The sequence below is a fragment of the Methylomonas defluvii genome, assembly GCF_033949435.1.
Lineage (GTDB): Bacteria > Pseudomonadota > Gammaproteobacteria > Methylococcales > Methylomonadaceae > Methylomonas > Methylomonas defluvii.
This window is the reverse complement of sequence record NZ_JAXARY010000001.1, coordinates 299,315-316,651: the sequence shown is the minus strand read 5'-3', so window position 1 is coordinate 316,651 and position 17,337 is coordinate 299,315. Positions and strand designations below refer to the sequence as shown.

17 protein-coding genes are annotated in these 17,337 nt (G+C 52.1%); 1 reads left to right on the top strand and 16 read right to left on the bottom strand.

Going from position 1 to position 17,337, the window contains the following annotated elements; translation table 11 throughout:
- Positions 1 to 1,186: 1,186 nt before the first annotated feature.
- The 8 genes from QLH52_RS01460 to QLH52_RS01425 form a co-directional block, all read right to left on the bottom strand.
- Entirely contained in the window at positions 1,187 to 1,342 is a 156-nt protein-coding gene (locus QLH52_RS01460; protein ID WP_319960322.1) for a hypothetical protein, read from the bottom strand.
- Between the two features lie 955 nt (positions 1,343 to 2,297).
- Entirely contained in the window at positions 2,298 to 2,810 is a 513-nt protein-coding gene (locus QLH52_RS01455) for a GNAT family N-acetyltransferase (RefSeq protein WP_064036772.1), read from the bottom strand.
- Positions 2,807 to 3,094, bottom strand: coding sequence for a type II toxin-antitoxin system TacA family antitoxin (locus QLH52_RS01450; protein ID WP_319960321.1), 288 nt, complete (start codon positions 3,092 to 3,094; stop codon positions 2,807 to 2,809). Before QLH52_RS01450 ends, QLH52_RS01455 begins: the two co-directional genes overlap by 4 nt.
- A 358-nt stretch (positions 3,095 to 3,452) precedes the next feature.
- A complete protein-coding gene (gene radC, locus QLH52_RS01445; protein WP_319960320.1) occupies positions 3,453 to 3,926 on the bottom strand; it encodes a RadC family protein in 474 nt (157 codons plus the stop codon).
- 270 nt (positions 3,927 to 4,196) lie between these two features.
- On the bottom strand, positions 4,197 to 5,792 hold the full coding sequence (locus tag QLH52_RS01440; RefSeq protein ID WP_319960319.1) for a hypothetical protein: 1,596 nt from the start codon (positions 5,790 to 5,792) through the stop codon (positions 4,197 to 4,199).
- A gap of 132 nt (positions 5,793 to 5,924) precedes the next feature.
- On the bottom strand, positions 5,925 to 7,688 hold the full coding sequence (locus QLH52_RS01435) for a DUF4942 domain-containing protein (protein ID WP_319960318.1): 1,764 nt from the start codon (positions 7,686 to 7,688) through the stop codon (positions 5,925 to 5,927).
- A gap of 115 nt (positions 7,689 to 7,803) precedes the next feature.
- The gene (locus tag QLH52_RS01430) at positions 7,804 to 8,301 is read right to left on the bottom strand and encodes a hypothetical protein (RefSeq protein WP_319960317.1); all 498 of its coding nucleotides are present in this window, start codon (positions 8,299 to 8,301) and stop codon (positions 7,804 to 7,806) included.
- A gap of 154 nt (positions 8,302 to 8,455) precedes the next feature.
- On the bottom strand, positions 8,456 to 9,118 hold the full coding sequence (locus tag QLH52_RS01425) for a hypothetical protein (protein ID WP_319960316.1): 663 nt from the start codon (positions 9,116 to 9,118) through the stop codon (positions 8,456 to 8,458).
- Positions 9,119 to 9,360: 242 nt separating this feature from the next.
- Here QLH52_RS01425 and QLH52_RS01420 point away from each other — a divergent pair, with 242 nt between their 5' ends.
- Positions 9,361 to 9,660, top strand: a complete 300-nt coding sequence (locus QLH52_RS01420) for a hypothetical protein (RefSeq protein WP_319960315.1) — start codon at positions 9,361 to 9,363, stop codon at positions 9,658 to 9,660.
- Here the strand turns inward: QLH52_RS01420 and QLH52_RS01415 are convergent.
- From QLH52_RS01415 to QLH52_RS01380, 8 genes are all read right to left on the bottom strand, one after another.
- Complete coding sequence (locus QLH52_RS01415; protein ID WP_319960314.1) at positions 9,638 to 10,174, bottom strand: hypothetical protein; 537 nt, start codon at positions 10,172 to 10,174, stop codon at positions 9,638 to 9,640. The two genes, QLH52_RS01420 and QLH52_RS01415, sit on opposite strands and share 23 nt — an antisense overlap.
- A gap of 347 nt (positions 10,175 to 10,521) precedes the next feature.
- Entirely contained in the window at positions 10,522 to 12,279 is a 1,758-nt protein-coding gene (locus QLH52_RS01410) for a VWA domain-containing protein (protein WP_319960313.1), read from the bottom strand.
- Between the two features lie 84 nt (positions 12,280 to 12,363).
- Positions 12,364 to 13,566, bottom strand: coding sequence for a DUF3150 domain-containing protein (locus QLH52_RS01405; protein ID WP_319960312.1), 1,203 nt, complete (start codon positions 13,564 to 13,566; stop codon positions 12,364 to 12,366).
- An 83-nt stretch (positions 13,567 to 13,649) separates the two neighbouring features.
- The gene (locus QLH52_RS01400) at positions 13,650 to 14,414 is read right to left on the bottom strand and encodes a hypothetical protein (protein ID WP_319960311.1); all 765 of its coding nucleotides are present in this window, start codon (positions 14,412 to 14,414) and stop codon (positions 13,650 to 13,652) included.
- Between the two features lie 2 nt (positions 14,415 to 14,416).
- Entirely contained in the window at positions 14,417 to 15,358 is a 942-nt protein-coding gene (locus tag QLH52_RS01395) for a MoxR family ATPase (protein WP_319960310.1), read from the bottom strand.
- 108 nt (positions 15,359 to 15,466) lie between these two features.
- The gene (locus tag QLH52_RS01390; protein WP_319960309.1) at positions 15,467 to 15,679 is read right to left on the bottom strand and encodes a hypothetical protein; all 213 of its coding nucleotides are present in this window, start codon (positions 15,677 to 15,679) and stop codon (positions 15,467 to 15,469) included.
- 318 nt (positions 15,680 to 15,997) lie between these two features.
- On the bottom strand, positions 15,998 to 16,999 hold the full coding sequence (locus QLH52_RS01385) for a YqaJ viral recombinase family nuclease (RefSeq protein ID WP_319960308.1): 1,002 nt from the start codon (positions 16,997 to 16,999) through the stop codon (positions 15,998 to 16,000).
- Positions 16,996 to 17,331 (bottom strand): hypothetical protein, encoded by a 336-nt coding sequence (locus QLH52_RS01380; RefSeq protein ID WP_319960307.1) that lies wholly within the window; start codon positions 17,329 to 17,331, stop codon positions 16,996 to 16,998. Before QLH52_RS01380 ends, QLH52_RS01385 begins: the two co-directional genes overlap by 4 nt.
- Between the last annotated feature and the right edge of the window lie 6 nt (positions 17,332 to 17,337).

The window sequence follows — 17,337 nt, the reverse complement described above, 5'->3', positions numbered from 1 at the left end:
TCGTGCTCGCGAGATCGAGCATAGCACGCAAATCGTGCCTAGCTTCAGAATGACGTAAGCGATTGGCGCAGCGTACCATCATGCCCGACAATGGCATCGAACAATCAAGCCCCCAACCAGGACAACTGGCATTTTCTCGCCTATCCACGAGAGTTATTACGTTCGATCCGCCGACAATCCGGCACATTGTATTGCTCAGCATTATGTCGGCAGGCTCGGAATTGCAAGCTGCGTTGCCACCACTCCCCTTATCGGGCGTGTTTGACGCGGAAGGCATTTTACAGCGACTCACAACCTCCTTTCCAGCCTGACGCCAAACTGGGATTTCGAAACCGCTCTAGTGTTTTTTGTTGGCTGATCGCGGTGCAGACCCATGCCGTTCCGAGACCGGGAAAGTCACTCGCTGCAATTACACGTCGCCGATCATTTGCTGGTAATGATTGACGTATACCCCCTAAGCTACCCGACTCTTCCGAAATCGCCGACGCTCGACAGCAATTGCCGCACATGCTTCCAGCGTTTTCGGCCCGGCATAACCTATTGGCGATTGCATGGCAAACCCAGACTTTCCGCCTCCCCGCGACGAGCCTGCACAGCCACAAGACCTGATTATCCTACTTTCAGTCACCCCCAGTCGCACTTCGCGTTGACGGCCAAGCACTTGGCAATACCTGCCAAAAAGGCCACAACCATCACCAGCGTTTCCGGCACCGGCAAAACCACCCGGATCAACTCACTCATCAGGCTGATAGCACCGGATAGCAACACCATTTGGATTGACTAGGCGCACTGGCTGCACTTCCGGGTTGGCGAAAAAGCATTACTTATATTCCAGAGGAAATACTGATTCAGGCCAGCACCTTCCGCGACAATCTGCTCTAGAGCAACAATGCACTGACCGACGATGAAATCTGGAGCATGCTCGAGCGATCCGCCTCGTCCTGACTTATCGAAAAGCTATCGCTTGGCCTGAATACCTCCATTGGCGAACGAGGCACCAAGCCTTCCGACGGGGAGCAGCGCCTGGCGCTGACTCGCGCCCCGCACAGGCGGACGGCAAGATCGAAGCCTAGCGCCCAACTCCGTGCCGTAGCTTAAACACGACACTGTAGACCCGCTCCGCCCCACCTCTGCGCAACGACTGACGTCGGCTTACATCGTCTGGGTATAGCTTAGCATATCGGTGTTATTGGCGCGGCGGGTGGCGCCGAAAGTCTTCGGCGACTATTTCTATTCGGAACACTGGACTTTCCACCTTGCTGCCGCGCACCAAAACTTCCACGAACCCGGCATTGGCGCAGAGCCACTTGCTGACCGTTTCGTTGGCAATCGTGCTCGGCACAGCCCTTGCACTACCACTTACTGAGGCCGCCCCCCCCCCCTATCCCTACAGATATTCGCGCGCCTTAAGAACGCCGGGGATTTTTACAGAGAGGCCCACCTGTAGATATACTGCAAAACCTTCAGCGCCTTACCAGTCACCAGCACCGCACTAAACACCACCCCCAGCGCAAACACCGTATTTTTTTCCTGAGGCGGAATGATGGCATGCCGGGCAATGTTGCTCAGCGACTGTCAACGGGGCGCGTAGTACCCTTGGGAGTTTTCGACCACAGAACAAGCCTCGGCTTTGTCTGGCTCGAACTGGCCGCCCGCCAATTCAAAACCCGGAAAAAGAAGGCTAATTTCAAACTAAGAACCAGACGACTTCAATGGGAAATTTTCATCAATAGACTTATGCAGCAAAACAGTAGCCAACTCGAAACCGCGCCATCCAACGCCTAGCAGCATAAAATTCCAACCGCGCTTTATAAGCACATGAAATAGCCGTTCTCATTTGTTGTATTTTTTATTAGCCGCCGAATCACGCGACGCAGGAATAGAGAGCAATCATTGTAAATGAAGACTTTCTTTTGAAACTTTATCACTCACAGCAACTGCCTTTGAATGATAAGTTATTGAATTTATTGGGGTGAACGATGGGGCTCGAACCCACGACAACCGGAATCACAATTAGGCCTGTTTTATATATTAATCAATGGCTTAATCAACTCATTTGTCATCATTAGCTTAAAACAGGCCCTTGATTCTAAAGAAGTTTCATTTTATTTGTCATCAGAATTTTGATGCCAAATCGAGCTATTGACGGCCCCCAAAAAATCAAAATTTGATCAAAAGTATTGATCGGTCTCGAAGCTGTTGACTTCAGATGGCGTTCTCTTCATTTGATGGTTGATCAAGGCCCTTTGACACTCAGCACAAAAGGGGCCGGCGGTTTAGACGCTATAAATGAATTCTCAGTCAGGTTCAGCCAATATTTCCCGAACCGTCTCTAACGTCATCATCAAGGTCATTGCTTGCAAAGGTGACTCCACAAATCCCTGTGAAAGATAAAATTGTTTGGCCTGTTCGGACAGAGCATGAACCAACATAGCCGATACTCCCGCATCCCCCGAGACGTTGACTGCCCGTATCATTGCATCGCGCAACAGTGCTTTGCCAATCCCCTGGTTATGATAACGCTTGTCGACAGCCAGTCGACCGAGCAGCAAGACCGGCAAAGGATTGGGCATGTTACGTCTCATGGCTTTGGGCGAAGCCTCATGACTGATTGCACCGGCAGACAGGCAGTAGTAAGCAACGACGTCCACGCCAGCAATTACTACAAAGCAACGGGAAGCCCCTGCCCTATGGTTTTTGAGCGCACGTTTTTTTAACCAATCATTCAGAGACATATCCCCGCAATCAAAATCCACCAACCGATGATCTGACGTGATCGGTTCTGGGGGCGACAGTTCTAGAACAGTCATTTTTCCCAAGGCGCTTTTGTCTTAATTAACTGGCGAAGCTTATCGGTGGGCGGTAAGGGTTGGTCGAGTAACGCTTGAAATTGTGCAAATGTGCCGTCATCCACTGTGAAAAATGCCTGATCCAACAGTATATCTTCTGCCGCGCGACAGGCGGCTTCCAACATAAAGTCTGATCGACTACGGCCTAGACGCTCAGCAGCTTGATCGATCATATCCCGCTGCCTAGCCTTAGCACGGATATTGATGGAAACGGGAGTCGCTTCTCTAGTTTGCATTGATTTCATGTTCATCCTCCACTTTACTCAAGATCAGCATAGTAATTTGTGTAGAAAAATGCAACACAAAAACGAAACAGTCATCTCGTAAGTCTTCCATACCGGGATGATGAGAGCATCAAAACACAAAGTTATCGTTACGCCGTACACGTCGAGATCGGCCACCAACCGACCGTCAATCGAGTTAGTCTCCCCAGAAACCAGAGCAATACTTAGCTGCTGGTTCTAGGGAGACGTGGGTTTTATATCATTTAACGAAGTCGCATCAATGCCGCCTCATGGTTACCGATGCCAATTCATTACTCAACTTCGTTGATACATAGGGTTGCCTTGGATACCGAGGAATAGTCTCGGCGCTAATACCTTTTCACAACAAGCCATGTTCAGCGAAGGAAAAAACGGTTTCGCCGACGATGAAGTGATCAAGTACGCGAACGTCAATCAAAGCCAAGGCCTCTTTGAGTTTCCCCGTAATCACGCGGTCGGCCTGACTAGGGTCGCTGATTCCGGACGGATGGTTATGCGCAATAATTAGCGCCGCCGCATTATAGTGCAGCGCGGCTTTGACCACTTCGCGCGGATACACGCTAGCGCCATCAATCGTACCCCGGAATAATTCATCGCACGCGATGACCCGGTGTTGATTGTCCAAGAACAGACACACAAATACTTCGTGCTCATACGGCGCCAATTTCAATTTGATACAGTCCTTCGCCTTGTCCGGACTGGTCAAGGCTTCGCCTCGACTGAAGTTGCGGTTGTAGATCTGAATGGCCTCGAAGATGACATCCTGTTCATCGGCCATACGGTAACGATTATTGGTTCCTCGAATGTATAACATGGGCTTTCTCCCGGAATAAAATTTGGAGAAAGCCGTCCCCTTCCGGGATGGACTTTCTCCGGAAGGGTTGTCAAAAATATGCAAAGCCTCGTCTGCGATGTCTACCGACGTTGACCGTCGGCAGAACACATTTCGCTAAAGAGGCTTAAGCTGACGCCATGACTTCGTCAGGTGTTTTGGGTTAATGCTTGTTACGTGGTCGTTCGCCAGAAAACCAGCCAAAAGCCACGCGCTAACACAGCCGCATCCATCGGCCAGATTGGGTTTCGACTACATTTCCGCAACGGTGACGACATCGCCATCATTGCCGAGCACGATTTGAAAGGTCCTGGAAAACAGCGCCGGACAACTGCCAAATGTCGGCAGCAGTCGCTGTAACGCATCCGCAGGCTTATCTGCCGTATTGGCCACCACGAAGTTATGAAAATCCCATTCATCGGCTTCCTTGGCGGATTCCATGAACGTATCCCATTCGTCGTAGTAGGACGATACTTGGCAAACCACCAATCCGGATGACTCCCGACTGGGTACGATGAAGCAGTCCTGATCCTCGTCATAGACGGCATCGTGATCGATGTCGACAGACTCGCCATTCAGTGTTAACCGGTATTTTTCACAAAATACCGCCTGACCACTCACCCATTGCCCTGCAAAAAACGCGCGGTGCGTTTCGTTGACGATGTCCAGGGTGATGGCCGGTCCGTTCAAATCGACCAGGTACGAAAACAGCCAATGCTTGGCATCCAACCCCGGCCGAAATACCCGATAATCGCGGTGCCAAGCAAACATCCAGCGTAGCGCACCGACTTCATCGAGATCATCCAGATCGGCCACTTTAACAAGGCCGGTTTCCACATCGCTTCGACTGACCGGTTGTGAAACCGCTGTCAAATTCACATTGCTGCAGCCTTCCTTGATCGGATAATCCTGAATAATCGCCAATACCTGTTGGGGCAACAACGGCACATCATTCAGTAAATCCAGGCTGCGGTAAGTTTTCAGGGTGTCGTAGCCCAGTACAAAATCCTCTGCCAATAGATGGTTCTTGATCACTTCCAGGCGTTGCCTGGCTTCCCGTTGCAGAACCTGCTTAACCTCGGCAATCACCTGCGCTTCATCGATCAACTTTTCCCGGTCCGGCAACCGCGCGAAAAAGCGGCTTGAATCCAAGTGGATGACATGACCGGGGTCTCGTTCGTGATGACTGTGATAGACCGGTAAGCCTTGCAGATACAGATGAAAATACTCCGACTGTCGCAACCAGTCTTCGCCCTGAGATAAGCCATACACATACAGATCACCCAGTTCGGTCTTGATGAACGGTAATGTTGAGTTAACCGCTCGCGGCCGATCCAGGCTGGCACCGTTAAAGCGCACCTCAATCGGAAATCCCCGCGCCAACCGACGCAACTGGGATTCGACCTGATCCGCTTCCGGTTTGAACTGGGTCAGCGTCAAACGCGTGATGCCTTGCCAGTCATTGGGTTCGATCACAATCGGTTGGAAGGCCAAAAGCGCGGCCGTGTCCACCGAAAAGCGACCGCCTTTACTGTCGACGCTGATGGCTTCGCACGAAAACAGTGCTGATAAAAAGCCAATTCCAAACGCATGTTCGCGTTCGATCAACTCTATATCCCAGCCGGACTCGGCGACGGTCAGCAGCGTTGTCAAACAGGCAATGCCGCAGCCATCGTCACACACCTTCAAGGTTCGAGTATCTTGAACATACTCGAAGTTGACGAATGTGGCGCCGGCTCGGCGGGCATTCTGCATCAGCTCGCCCAGTACCGTGGTGGACTGGGTAAAGCTGAAACGCAGGTTGTTAATCAGTTTCTCGGGGATTACCGATAATTGTGTGGTGTTCATGTGAGTTCCTCGAATAAAAAAGCCCCGAGGAAACGACACAGTCCAACCCCGACGGGGAGAACGGATCATCTCCCCGAGGCGGGTAGTACTGGCTAGGCCAGTGGTTAAGTTAAAGACCTGTAGAACACCGGATTACGATGCCAAAGCCAGGTCTGTAGTCGATGGTAAAGACCCCGCCCATTCCAGCAAGCTGGATTGTTCGTTTTCCAATACCGCATCGGGATCGATACCCCGGCTGGCGAGTACCGTGCTCATCGCCTGGGCTAAAAGACGATGACCTCTTTCCCGTTCCGACTCGCCGCCGTGCTTGATCGCCCAAAACGGATCGAAATGGACATGTCGGCTACTGCGTGGGCATTGTTTATTCACTTCGGTATGAAACGCCTTATCGAAGTTTTCCGCTTGTTCGAACTGCTGCCAGAAACCTTGTCCGGCTTGGGTATCCACGGGCGGCAACCAGCGGCGCTGGCGACCAACCCAACGGTTCATGCGATCGATCAGGGTTTTACTTTTCGGAAAAAAGTGAATGGTGCCAACGCCCGGATAATAGCGAACGTCAAAATAACTGCCGCCAATCCGCTTGCCGACACGAAGATCGTGAAAATGCTGTCGAAACACCGACACCAAACTCACGTCCGCTTCGGTCTTGCCATCGAGCAAGGCAAACACCTTGTCGAAATCCGCTAACAGCCGTTCCGACTCCCAGTTCAGACTATTTTGATAAGACTCCACTTTGTGCCCTGGCAGAACGAAACGCGTGGTCTTGATCCGCATGCCCAAGGTGCGATGTTTATCATTGGATTTCCAGCCCATGTAAAACACCGAATTATCACTGTAATAGCGGGTGATCAGATCAAACACATCACACACCATGCTCAGTTGAATTTCACCTTGTTGCTCGATGATGCCTTGCAGAAAGCCATAGATATTCGGCACGGTAAATTCCAAGGACTTCACCGTTTCGAAATCCGACTCCAGCCGTTTTTGCGCCGCCGATGACAAGCGCGAGGTGACCTGCGTCGAGCGTAAAATGCTGGCCCAGGCCCGATTCTTCAGATCGTGATAGCGTTTAAACAGCGTCCGCTTCACCGCATCCGAAGACGAGTCGTCTTCACTGCTGATACCGCCACCGCTCAGTTCACCAAGGGTTTTGCCCAGCATGGTCCGATAACGGCTGGCACGGGCTTCACTGACCACGGCCTGTCGCGCGGCTTCGACTGCAGCATTGAACATCAACACCGCGTTATCGATTAAGGCATTCGGCAAGGCCAACTCATGGGGCAGTTGAAACTCGCCCGCCACATCGTCGGCCTCCCGGCGATCCTGGCGCAAATCGTCCAGAATGCTACCGAGGATGTCCTGCTCAAATGTCGAGGTTTTCTTCAACCAGACCAGGGCCACGTCGACCGGCGTTTTGCGTTCGGCATCCTCACCGGCGAACATTTCCGATAAAAACTCGACCTCGCCGTGCTGCTCGATCAACCTTAATAACAACTGGCGTTCTTTCGAAAACGGATTGCGCACGGTTTCGGCATTGAGAATGGCGACGATTTCACCGTCAAATAAAATCTCCCAAGCCTTCAACACGTGTTTGGCGCCTTCGGCAAACGGCGGATTCATGATGATGTGAGAATAGACACTGCCGCTTTGAAACTGCAGAAAATCCATCCCCACCACCGCATAACCTTCATCGCGAAGAACAGCGTGTTTGCGGATATCGATTTCAATGCAATCGATCGGCAAACGTTTACCATACTGGTATGGCCCTGGACGCAGCAAATGTCCTTCGCCTGCTGAAGGCTCCAATATCCGCGCGAATTGCTGGTTCTTGAACATTGCCCAAGCTTTACGGCTCAGTGCTTCTGGCGTGGGGTAATATTGATAAGGGTCTGTCATGGTATTCTCCAAAAAAGCCCCTGACGACCAATTCAACCCTGGCGGGATAGAATCATCCCGCAGGGGTAGTGTGAAAAACTCGGCTTAACCGAGTCTCAAAAATGAAAACGGCGCGTCAGATCAACGCAAACCGCTTACCTTGAATGAAATCCTGGTACTGCCGGGCTTCTGTTTTTATTTTGAACCGGGCATGCACGCTGCAATCGATCCAGATTTCCCAGGGCAAGCGTTTAAGCTCGCCTCTGACCAGTTCCACGTCACCCACTCGAAAATCATCGTGTTGGTAAAGCACCTGGCGTGGACTGTCGATACGGACGATGCACTGATCCAGTAATGCCGGACCACCGATGTCACCGGGTTCGATCAACAACGGCACTTTGATCGTGCCCATCGAGCGACCAATCCAGCCGATGACATCGTGTTCATCGTGCCAGGACTGGCCGGTTTGGGTATCGCCGTAATACAACCGGATTTTGCGCCGGCTATGGCGAAGTTGTTCCAACAACTCGACCACCGGCTCCGGTGTGTCGGCGTGATAACAGGTGCCGGATGGCAAACGCTGATATTGAATGCAATGACCCGTGCCGAAGGTGTGTTCAAAGATTTGATTCATGATGTTGTCCTCAATGAAAAAGCGGGAACATCACGATTCCCCAGCGGGAATAGGACATTCCCGTGTGGGTGGATAAAAATGATTGCCGAATCGAATGACTTGGCTAACTCAGGCTTGTACAAAGTGTGCGCATAAAAATTTCAGCGCGCAGTTTTCAGGATTGGATTTCCGCTACAGGTTTTCCCAAGGCTTGTAAGGCCAGAGGGATTAACCGATCTAAATCCTCCCAATCGATACTGCCGCCGTTGGCTTCGCCTTGTTGATAGGCTTCAACCAATCCCCGACAAACCCGCATGGCCGCTTGTTCCTTCTTCAATTGCCGTACCGAATGATCCGGTTCCGGCCATTGTTCAACGGCAACGCATTCCCAGACCAGGCTTTCACCCTCCAATTCATGATATTCATCGGACAATAACGGCATGGCAGTGGCGTCATCCCAAATCGTGGCATCGTTGAATGCCTGTTCAGCAATCTGTTGTGCCGCTTCGGAACTCTCCGCAGTGATACCCACCGAAACCCGGTGCACATAGTCGATTTCGTAAGAAACCACGAAGAACCGATTCACCCCCGCCGCCGCGACATTGGCTGAGGCAGGTTCGTCGACTGGCAATTCGGTTTCCGACGATTCACTCTCGATGGATGTACTTTCATAAGGCTCGATCTCTTTATTGCAATCCGGGCAGCGATCGTTACACCCGCAATCCCAACTATCCTCCCATTCGGTCTGGCAGTAAGGGCAGCGGTACTGATTCAGATAGCGAACCGCGCTGATTTCGGCAGGGGTTGCACCAACGCTGGGTTGGTTGATTGTTTTCATGGTCATGTCCTCCAAAAAACGCAGGAACGACCCCCCGGCAGGATGAGGTTCCTGCAGGTAAAAAACGCTGCTTTAAGCCGAAAATCGGCTCGCACAGCGGGGTTGAATTCGCGCAAAATTCGGTATATGGTGACTAAAACTCATTAAAAAGCAGAGAAATTGCCATGTTTGACGATATTTTGCGCATTTTTGATTTCCTAAGTCCTAAGCGGACGGAGGAGCCGTATCCAAGTCGAAAACCGATGGCGATTCCGGTCGACGAACCATTGGAAGTCGTTCGACATTGCCAACAAATTTTCCAAAAATTGGATGTTTTAGAAGCCGACGTGCTCAAGCGGGTTGATAATCCAGAGCAAGCCTGGCCGTTTCTAAACAAGATTCGACAAATTCGCCGGGAAACCCAGAACGATTTGTTGTCGCTATTGCCCGAAGGCAGCTGGGTGTTTGCTGATGAATCGAATCAACACGATATTCCAGTTCGCCGTATCAATACGGCAACCGGAACCACGTTGCGGGTATTCAATGGCGGGCTTGATGATTAATCGTTAACGCGTTGGCGTTACCTTTCAGCGCTTCCCGCAATTGAAATACTTGTTGGGCAGTTTTAGTGGACTTGTCGTCCACCATGGCTGGCCCGGTCGCTTTTTTTGTACGCCGACGCGGTTTAGGCTCGACTTCGACCGCAACAGTCATCGGTTTGATTTTAAATAGCTCCCGCTCCAGTTTGGCGATTTCAATATCCGCCTCGTAGAGTTTGATTGTTTTCTGTTTGGCTTGATATTGAAGTTCCAATCGCTCCAGTTCGCGATTTGTTTCACGATTGCGACTATGAATTTCCTGACGCACCGAATCCGATATCGCCAACCAATCCATTTCCTCGCGGCTACGTGGCATGATGACCGGTAGCCGATGTCGTGCCAAACGCTGCGCACGATAGCGGTGAAACGTTTGAGCTACGTTTTTGAATGCGCTCAGCAGTTGCAAGGCCGTTGCCCAAATCACCCGCAAGGCGAGGATGAACATGGCCAGTAGGATGACGCCGAAAATAAAGTTCATTGAAGTTCTCCTTTAAAAATTTTAAAAACACTTCGAATGAACAGCACCCAGTTGGGCGATGATCGCCCGAAGCGGGTTTTGATTTGCAGTGGGTAGTACCACTGCGATTTACATCGGGCTTAACGCACCCGACACGATCACGGTTTAACGTGCTCGCCGTCTAAAGACGGAACGCCGACCGTGGCCGGATTCAGCATTCTGGAAAGAACGCATGAAATGTCTGTTTGTCGAATGGGCTCCAGTAAGTGAGTGCATTCGACAAACGGCGGTTGCAATCAGCTACCCATAGCCACAATCGCCAGGTTAATACCTAAGGATTGGGCTACGGATAATTGACTGGCCGAGACTTAAGCTGCCAGCAACACCGCTTTCGAGAGTTCGAACAATTGCGCTCTCAGCTCTGAAAGATCGTTAATGGTGATGGCAATCGGGAATAGATGGCTGACATCCAATCCCAAACCGACACCGACCGTTTCAATGCCACTATCACGGCAACGCTGTAACAATTCCAGCGCGCTCAGTGACTCGTTCGGTTGGCCATCGGTTATCACCATCAATACCTTGCGCGGTTCCCGACAACGCAGCAGTGATGCCGCACCAAACCAGATCGCTTCGGTCATCGGCGTACTGCCCGAAGCGGCCAGCGAAAAAGCACCGGTTCGGGCATTCACACGTTGGCCATGTTCCAGCAATCGATATACCGAATCGTCCTGACGCCCCGGAAAGGCGGTCACGCCAGGATTAACCCCCGGAATCCCTTCAAAGGCCATCGCCAGCGCCAAAGTCGCTTCCAACGCAATCGGCATCCGCGATCCGATAGGTTGACCTTGGCTATCGGTCACCTGATACCCCATGCTTTCGGATTTATCGAGTAACAAATGAATCGCCGTATTGGGTGCCGCTTTGGCCTGTTTGCGTTGAAACAGCTTGGTTTCGCCGAGTGGCAAACGGTGTAAACGATTGCCATCCAGCCGCCGACCACGGCACGCAGGTTGCGACCGGTTTAAGGTTTGCGATTGCACCAGTCCTTGCAACGCGGCGCGGATTTTTCCTGATTCGCTTTGCACCTTACGAAGTAAAAACGCACCGGCCTGATCGTCCATAGGTGGCTCGTGGCCACTCGGCATCAGCAGTTCAGACACGTTTTCCGCCGCCAACGACAAGGCCGATTTCAGCGATTCAAACACATCCTGCTCGATGTCACTGTCACCAGCGGACAACAGGGTTTGCAAGACACCCATCGGGTCAGAAATCTCTGCGGTTTCTTCATCTTCACCTTGCGGATCGGTTGTCGAACTGTCGGAGGACGTTGCCGGTTCATCGTCAGGATTTTTGGGAGTCCAATCATCGTTACCCGCCGATGCTGAAGACGAATTTTCATCAGTGTCGTTGGGCAATCGTTCATCGGGCTCCATGTCATCCGGCTCAGGCGTGTTTTCCTCATCTGCCGATGGCTGTGCTTGGTTCTGCTGCTGTTGTTGCTCGAATTCCTGCTCAATCATGGTCAGGATGCGATCAGTCAATTGCAAACAATCACTCTCCGATTGCAAGTCATCCGGCACTTCGGACAACAAGCCTTTCAGTCGCGTTACCGCACCTTTCGGAAACGTTGCCTTCAGTGCCGCTTCGGTTTGCTCGACCAATGGCAATAACGCCGATTGACCCAACACCCTGGCCCGCAGACTCTTCAAGACAAAGCTGTACAGAATATTGGCCGGATGATCATCGATATTGCTGGCGACAAAGTCGCCTTTGGTAATCATCTTTTCAATCACCGTACGTATTGTCAGCCGCGTACCCGGAAAGTCCTTGGCCAGTTCATGCTCGATGCGGACATCTTCAATCGCATTGCATAGCCGCCGGCGTAATACCGAGTTGCCATAACGTAACGTAAAATCCGAATAGCGAATATGCGCCGCTTCGTGGGCTAACAGCCCCCAGGCATAACCTTGATAATCCGGATCGTCACCTTCATAGGCCGGCAGCTGAATCGATTGGCCATCGGTATAAGCTTGATCGCCACCGACGCTGACTTTTATGCCAAAGCGGTTGCCGATGGCGGCCGCGACGATGGGGAATGCGTTGTGTAAGGTTCTATTTTTCATGGAGTGCTCCAAAAGTTGGGGCAAACCACGACCCCAGCGGGACATGAATTTGCCCCAGTGGGTGATTGGTTAAATGGCGTCAGATCAGAACCAGTAATCCTGGTCAGAATCGTCTTCCTCATCGTCTCCCGCAGTCACCGTTTCCGGTGTTGCTGGATGCTCCGAGTGGTTAGGTTCATCTGCAAAGTTACCGGTTTCCAGTTTGGCCTGGCCTTTATCCAGCAAGACCTCAAGTGCCCAGTCATCGGTCGCCAATTCCGCTTCAAGTTCATCGTCGAAGATGCCGTCAAACAGATCGGTAAAATCGGGACTGACTGGAACGGTTTCAACAATGACAGGTGTTGGATCTGTTGAGACCGCTGTTGCTTTTGGTACTGTTGATGGCTCTAACTCCGCGTGTTCGAAGGTTTCATCTATATCAACCTCTTCAACAATGAGCGGTTGAGTCGCTAACAGGCCTTCACCGTGCCGCCGGGTTTTATCCGGATCGGACAACAGCATCGCCGTCGCCAGAATCTCCTGCAAAAGGCTGCCTTCAATGGCGCCTTTGTTGGGAATTCTCGCCAGCAAATCATCAATGGTGCTGACGACCGGCGCGACCCGATGATCCAGAAAGCCCAATCCATCGAGTTTATCCCGTATGCGGCGAATCGGCCGTAACGCATTTCGCGTCACTTGCTCCTTGCCCAGCAACGACTGCTCTATCAACTGATTGGCTTCTACGGAAATTTCGTAGAACATCTGCTCACTGAGCGAACCGATTTTGCTTTCCAGTCGTGCGATGTCCGCCGGCGGCAAGCTATCGGGTAACCCGACACTGACCACCAGAAAATCAAATGACAAGCGCGTCGAGACAAACTCCACTGAATCCACAGCTTGCTCGATGATGCCGGCAAATTCCGGATGGCGAACCACCCAGTCCGTCACCGCCGCATCGTAACCGGCAATAAACTCGGTTTTAGCCGCCGCAAAATCCAGCCCGATACGCTCAAGTTCCGCGGTAATACTGGCGGCCGATTCAACCGGCACGGCAAAGCCACCCAGAAAGCGGGTACCGACGCGCAGACAAATGCGTTCGGCTTCCTTCTTCAGACGATTGAACACCGTCAGCTTGTCCGGATCGAGCAAACGTTTAGACCCTAAACTGGCTAAATCCTCTGGCGGCAATTTGCTACCATCGGCCAGCACCAGATCTTCTTTTTTCAGTTTCTTGCGGGCGCCGTAAATATTGGCATCCACTTTTACCAAGACCACACGGTCTAAGATGATTTGCGTTTCATGAGACATGGGAACCTCCTAAAATGAGAGGCACACCCATCCCCGCTGGGGCCGATGTGCCCCTGTCGGGTTAAATGAAAATAACAAACCGGTTAAAACCAGCAGTCGTCCGTGTCGGACATGGCCGCTGCCAGATTTAATCGGGGTTTGAGCAGACCTAACACTTCTGCGGTGTCCCGAATGCTGTCAAGATCAGTGCCGAAAAATGCCAGCACCTCCTGTTCAACTTTCAGATCGACCGAGAGGTTTCGGGCAGTTTCGGTGGCAATATCAATCGCCACGCCTTTAAAGCCTTTTGTTTTCAGTGCCAGTAAATACAGCCACGGCAGAACACCATGGGCTGATTTGATCTGACCACTGAGTTCAAAGGTTTCGGCATTGAGGGTGGCATTAATCCACTGTTGCCAGCCATCCCAATCTTGTTCAGGCTTAGATTGCTGATCCGATACGGATTGAATAACGCCGATCAGTCGCCTGACCTCGATACCCAATTCCACACGGATGGAGTGCTTTGCATGGCAATCAACGGTCCAATACAGTGCCTGAACTGGTGTTGTTACAGACACGGGATTTGCATCCGATTCTGGCCATTGTGATGGCGTAGCCGAAGTCTTACCCGGAAACACCACATTACCGTCACTGTCAATGTCCACCTCGGCCACAAACACATAGCCCTTGGCCTGTTTTTGAGTTTCGATGTCGAATTGCCTAACGCCTTGTCGGTTACTGACACCCGGTAATTTGGATGCCGTTTTCCCCCAACGCGTCGTTATTGATCCATCCGAATTACTCCTGATTGCCCAGTCCTTGGAACTGCCGTCAGTATTACGATGACGATAGAGATTCCAGGCGGCCATGCTTAAACCGTCCAGTCATCGCCAAACACATCCTTGGCGATGCGATGAATCGCTTCGCGTTCGGCGGGTTCGGCCCGAAAGGTTAAGGCCCGATCCAGGGAATAGGCCAAGGCATTGGGCGCGCTTTTGAAGGTGGCGACCAACGATGCCCAGCGCACTAAACCGCGCGTGGATAAAGTCACCGATAACATGCCACCGCCATCCGCACCGCCGATGAAAACTTTGCGAATCTGATTGGCGACTTTGATCATGCTTTCGCGTACCGTTTCCGGCATGCTTGGCACGACATCGGCCAACAGCTTCATTTCGTCTTCAGGTTCGGGGTAGCCGACTTCCATCAGTCGAAATCTATCTAAAAACGCTAGGTTCTGCCGCAACACCCCTTGGTACAAACCCGATTGATCGCCTGATCCAGCGCTATTGCCGGTGGCGACTAAGCGGAATTTAGCGTGAGGGGTAATCACATCGCCGGTTTGCGGAATCGTCAACGGTTTGCCTTCAACAACTTCATTCAAGCCAATCAGCTCCGCTGGATCAATGGCATCGATTTCGTTGATCAACAACACATGACCCAGGCGGACTGCCAGGGTCAACGGACCATCGATCCACTTCATCGCGCCGCCGTCGACCAGCATGTACTGGCCGAGCAGGTCATTAAGTTCCAATCGACCGTGACCGGTGACCGAATGCACGCCCCAATGGAGACGCGCCGCAACTTGTTCCAACAACGAGGTTTTACCGGAACCGGTGGGGCCGGTCAGGTATAAGCCGTCGCCATTGTGTGCACCCAAAAATGCCAACACATCGCGCAAATGATCCTTGCGAAACACATAGGGTTTTTGCGCCGGTACATAGGTATTTTGTCCGGGTGAAAAGCCTTCCACTTTCATGGACGCCGGGGCCTGAATGCCGAAGGTGTCGGCAATAGAATACGATTGAATCATAGTGAGCTCCTCGAGGACTAACCTCAAATGACATGGGGCGCACCGCCCCGAGGGGTGATGAGCCCCAACGGGTGATTAAAACCCTGGCAAACCAGGGCCGATAAAAAATTAACGTAACTGCATGACGCAGTACATCGCCCATTCGGCGCGGGCCAACAGCTCCCGATCCATCAAACGCAGGATGCGCTGAATGTCGCTTCTCAAACCGGGGTCCGAGATTTGACGATGCATCTCCAGCAGCAACCGCTTTTTGGCATGGATGTCGTCGCTATGGGCAACGTTCAACCAGCCGTGCAAGGTTTTCCAAAAGTCGTGATTCATAATGACCTCCTTCAATGAATAAAAGGGGTCATCGAGTCCCGCAAGGGTGATGAACCCCAACGGGACAAACTAAACACACCAGGCTTGACGCACCTGGCACACGAGGCAAACGCTCATGCCGCTTAACAACGGAACGCCGGTCGAAACCGAATTCGGGATTCCACGAAGGGAATGCCTGAACGATGCGGGTTTTGGGTTGGGCTTTTTTATAAGCCCAGCCTAAAACCGACACGTCGGCACCGAATGTATGTTCCTGTCCATGAAGCGACACCCTGCAACCACCAGGTTTACAGGATGTCGTGAAACGAACCATCAAACTCAAAACCAAAAGTCCACGCCAACCAAGTCTTTCAAGGCTTGAGCATCGAACGGCACTTCGGCTTGTTTACAGTCGTCATCCCGGCAGGTCACGCGAACGCGCGTGGAGGACGGCTTTCGATAGACTTCCAGTACCGCAGCCTGAACATCCGGTTGCAAGGCGTGCAGTGCTGCCTTGTAATCGATAGCACCCTGGCTTTGAAATCGGCTGATCCGCAACCCGGAATGTTCCGCGACCACGTAATCGCCCATCAACGCCACCAAGGTGTCTTCTATGCGCGACTGCTCCTCATCCAACTGGTTGAGTTGGCCTTTGAGATCCAGAATGGTCAACGCCCGTTGCCGATACGTGGCCGCCAGTTGTTGCCATTGCTGTTCCGCATCACCTTTGGGCAAGTACAAATCACGTTCGGGATCCTTGTGTGGTTCCTTTTTGGACTTGACCGCCGCCCAGAACTCCATCGCAGCATCGACCAAATCATTGAGAAAAGTCTCATCGCGTTGAATCTCGAACTCGATGTCCTGGCCTTGGTGGTAGAAAAACAAAAAGCCGCGTTGCGCTTCGGACACCAGCAGTTGCTGTTGCACTTGGCACCAATACAACTGATAGGCAGCCGAGGCTTCCCGGTTTAACAGCACATCCAAAAACGTGTTCTCGTGTGGACATTTGATTTCCACGGGTTCATTCGCGTCGGACAAGCCGTCGAACGAAGCCCGCATCAAGGGATAGCGTTCCGACTCGCCGCACAGCGGCAACAACATCAACTCGTGTTTATCCTCGAAGCGTTGCAAAGCCTCGGGTTCTTGCTGGATACCGGCGCGGATCAACGGGTTGTTGTCCAGGCTGGCTTCCAGTACCAGGCCGATTTTCTCGGCCCAGAGCCACCAAGGGGTTTTGTAAGGCGAGCGGTTCATGACGATGGCCGCTTCACTGGCACTGATGCCTTGTGAACGCCAGTGCCGCCATGCAGCGGACCGTTGCGAAACGTCGACGACGTTCATTGCCAGGCATCCGGCAACTGAATGTGGCAGCCTAACCGCAACGAAGGCACGCCGTGTTGGGTTAAATGCTGTTCACAGCGCTTGGCCCAATGGAAATCGGCAAATAGCAATAACACGGCATCCGCAGTCGGCAATACCAAGCCGCCAAAACTTTCCACCAAATGGTGTAATTCCGCTTTGGAGGGTTTGTCGACCTCTGCCACGGCTACACCCGGTTTAAAACTGCGTTCTAAAAAGCCGCGCCCATGTCGGCGAATCACTGTGGGTGAGTCGTAACGCCGCCAGTCGGTATGACACGGCAGACGATTTAACGATTGATCGATTGCATTCATGATCTC

Coding starts and splice junctions, on each gene's coding strand:
- QLH52_RS01400 (WP_319960311.1), bottom strand. CDS start 14,414: ATGGCCGCCTGGAATCTCTATCGTCATCGTAATACTGACGGCAGTTCC.
- QLH52_RS01455 (WP_064036772.1), bottom strand. CDS start 2,810: ATGACTGTTCTAGAACTGTCGCCCCCAGAACCGATCACGTCAGATCAT.
- QLH52_RS01415 (WP_319960314.1), bottom strand. CDS start 10,174: ATGAACTTTATTTTCGGCGTCATCCTACTGGCCATGTTCATCCTCGCC.
- QLH52_RS01385 (WP_319960308.1), bottom strand. CDS start 16,999: ATGAACGTCGTCGACGTTTCGCAACGGTCCGCTGCATGGCGGCACTGG.
- QLH52_RS01420 (WP_319960315.1), top strand. CDS start 9,361: ATGGCGATTCCGGTCGACGAACCATTGGAAGTCGTTCGACATTGCCAA.
- QLH52_RS01380 (WP_319960307.1), bottom strand. CDS start 17,331: ATGAATGCAATCGATCAATCGTTAAATCGTCTGCCGTGTCATACCGAC.
- QLH52_RS01395 (WP_319960310.1), bottom strand. CDS start 15,358: ATGATTCAATCGTATTCTATTGCCGACACCTTCGGCATTCAGGCCCCG.
- QLH52_RS01410 (WP_319960313.1), bottom strand. CDS start 12,279: ATGAAAAATAGAACCTTACACAACGCATTCCCCATCGTCGCGGCCGCC.
- QLH52_RS01430 (WP_319960317.1), bottom strand. CDS start 8,301: ATGAATCAAATCTTTGAACACACCTTCGGCACGGGTCATTGCATTCAA.
- QLH52_RS01440 (WP_319960319.1), bottom strand. CDS start 5,792: ATGAACACCACACAATTATCGGTAATCCCCGAGAAACTGATTAACAAC.
- QLH52_RS01450 (WP_319960321.1), bottom strand. CDS start 3,094: ATGAAATCAATGCAAACTAGAGAAGCGACTCCCGTTTCCATCAATATC.
- QLH52_RS01390 (WP_319960309.1), bottom strand. CDS start 15,679: ATGAATCACGACTTTTGGAAAACCTTGCACGGCTGGTTGAACGTTGCC.
- QLH52_RS01425 (WP_319960316.1), bottom strand. CDS start 9,118: ATGAAAACAATCAACCAACCCAGCGTTGGTGCAACCCCTGCCGAAATC.
- radC (WP_319960320.1), bottom strand. CDS start 3,926: ATGTTATACATTCGAGGAACCAATAATCGTTACCGTATGGCCGATGAA.
- QLH52_RS01435 (WP_319960318.1), bottom strand. CDS start 7,688: ATGACAGACCCTTATCAATATTACCCCACGCCAGAAGCACTGAGCCGT.
- QLH52_RS01405 (WP_319960312.1), bottom strand. CDS start 13,566: ATGTCTCATGAAACGCAAATCATCTTAGACCGTGTGGTCTTGGTAAAA.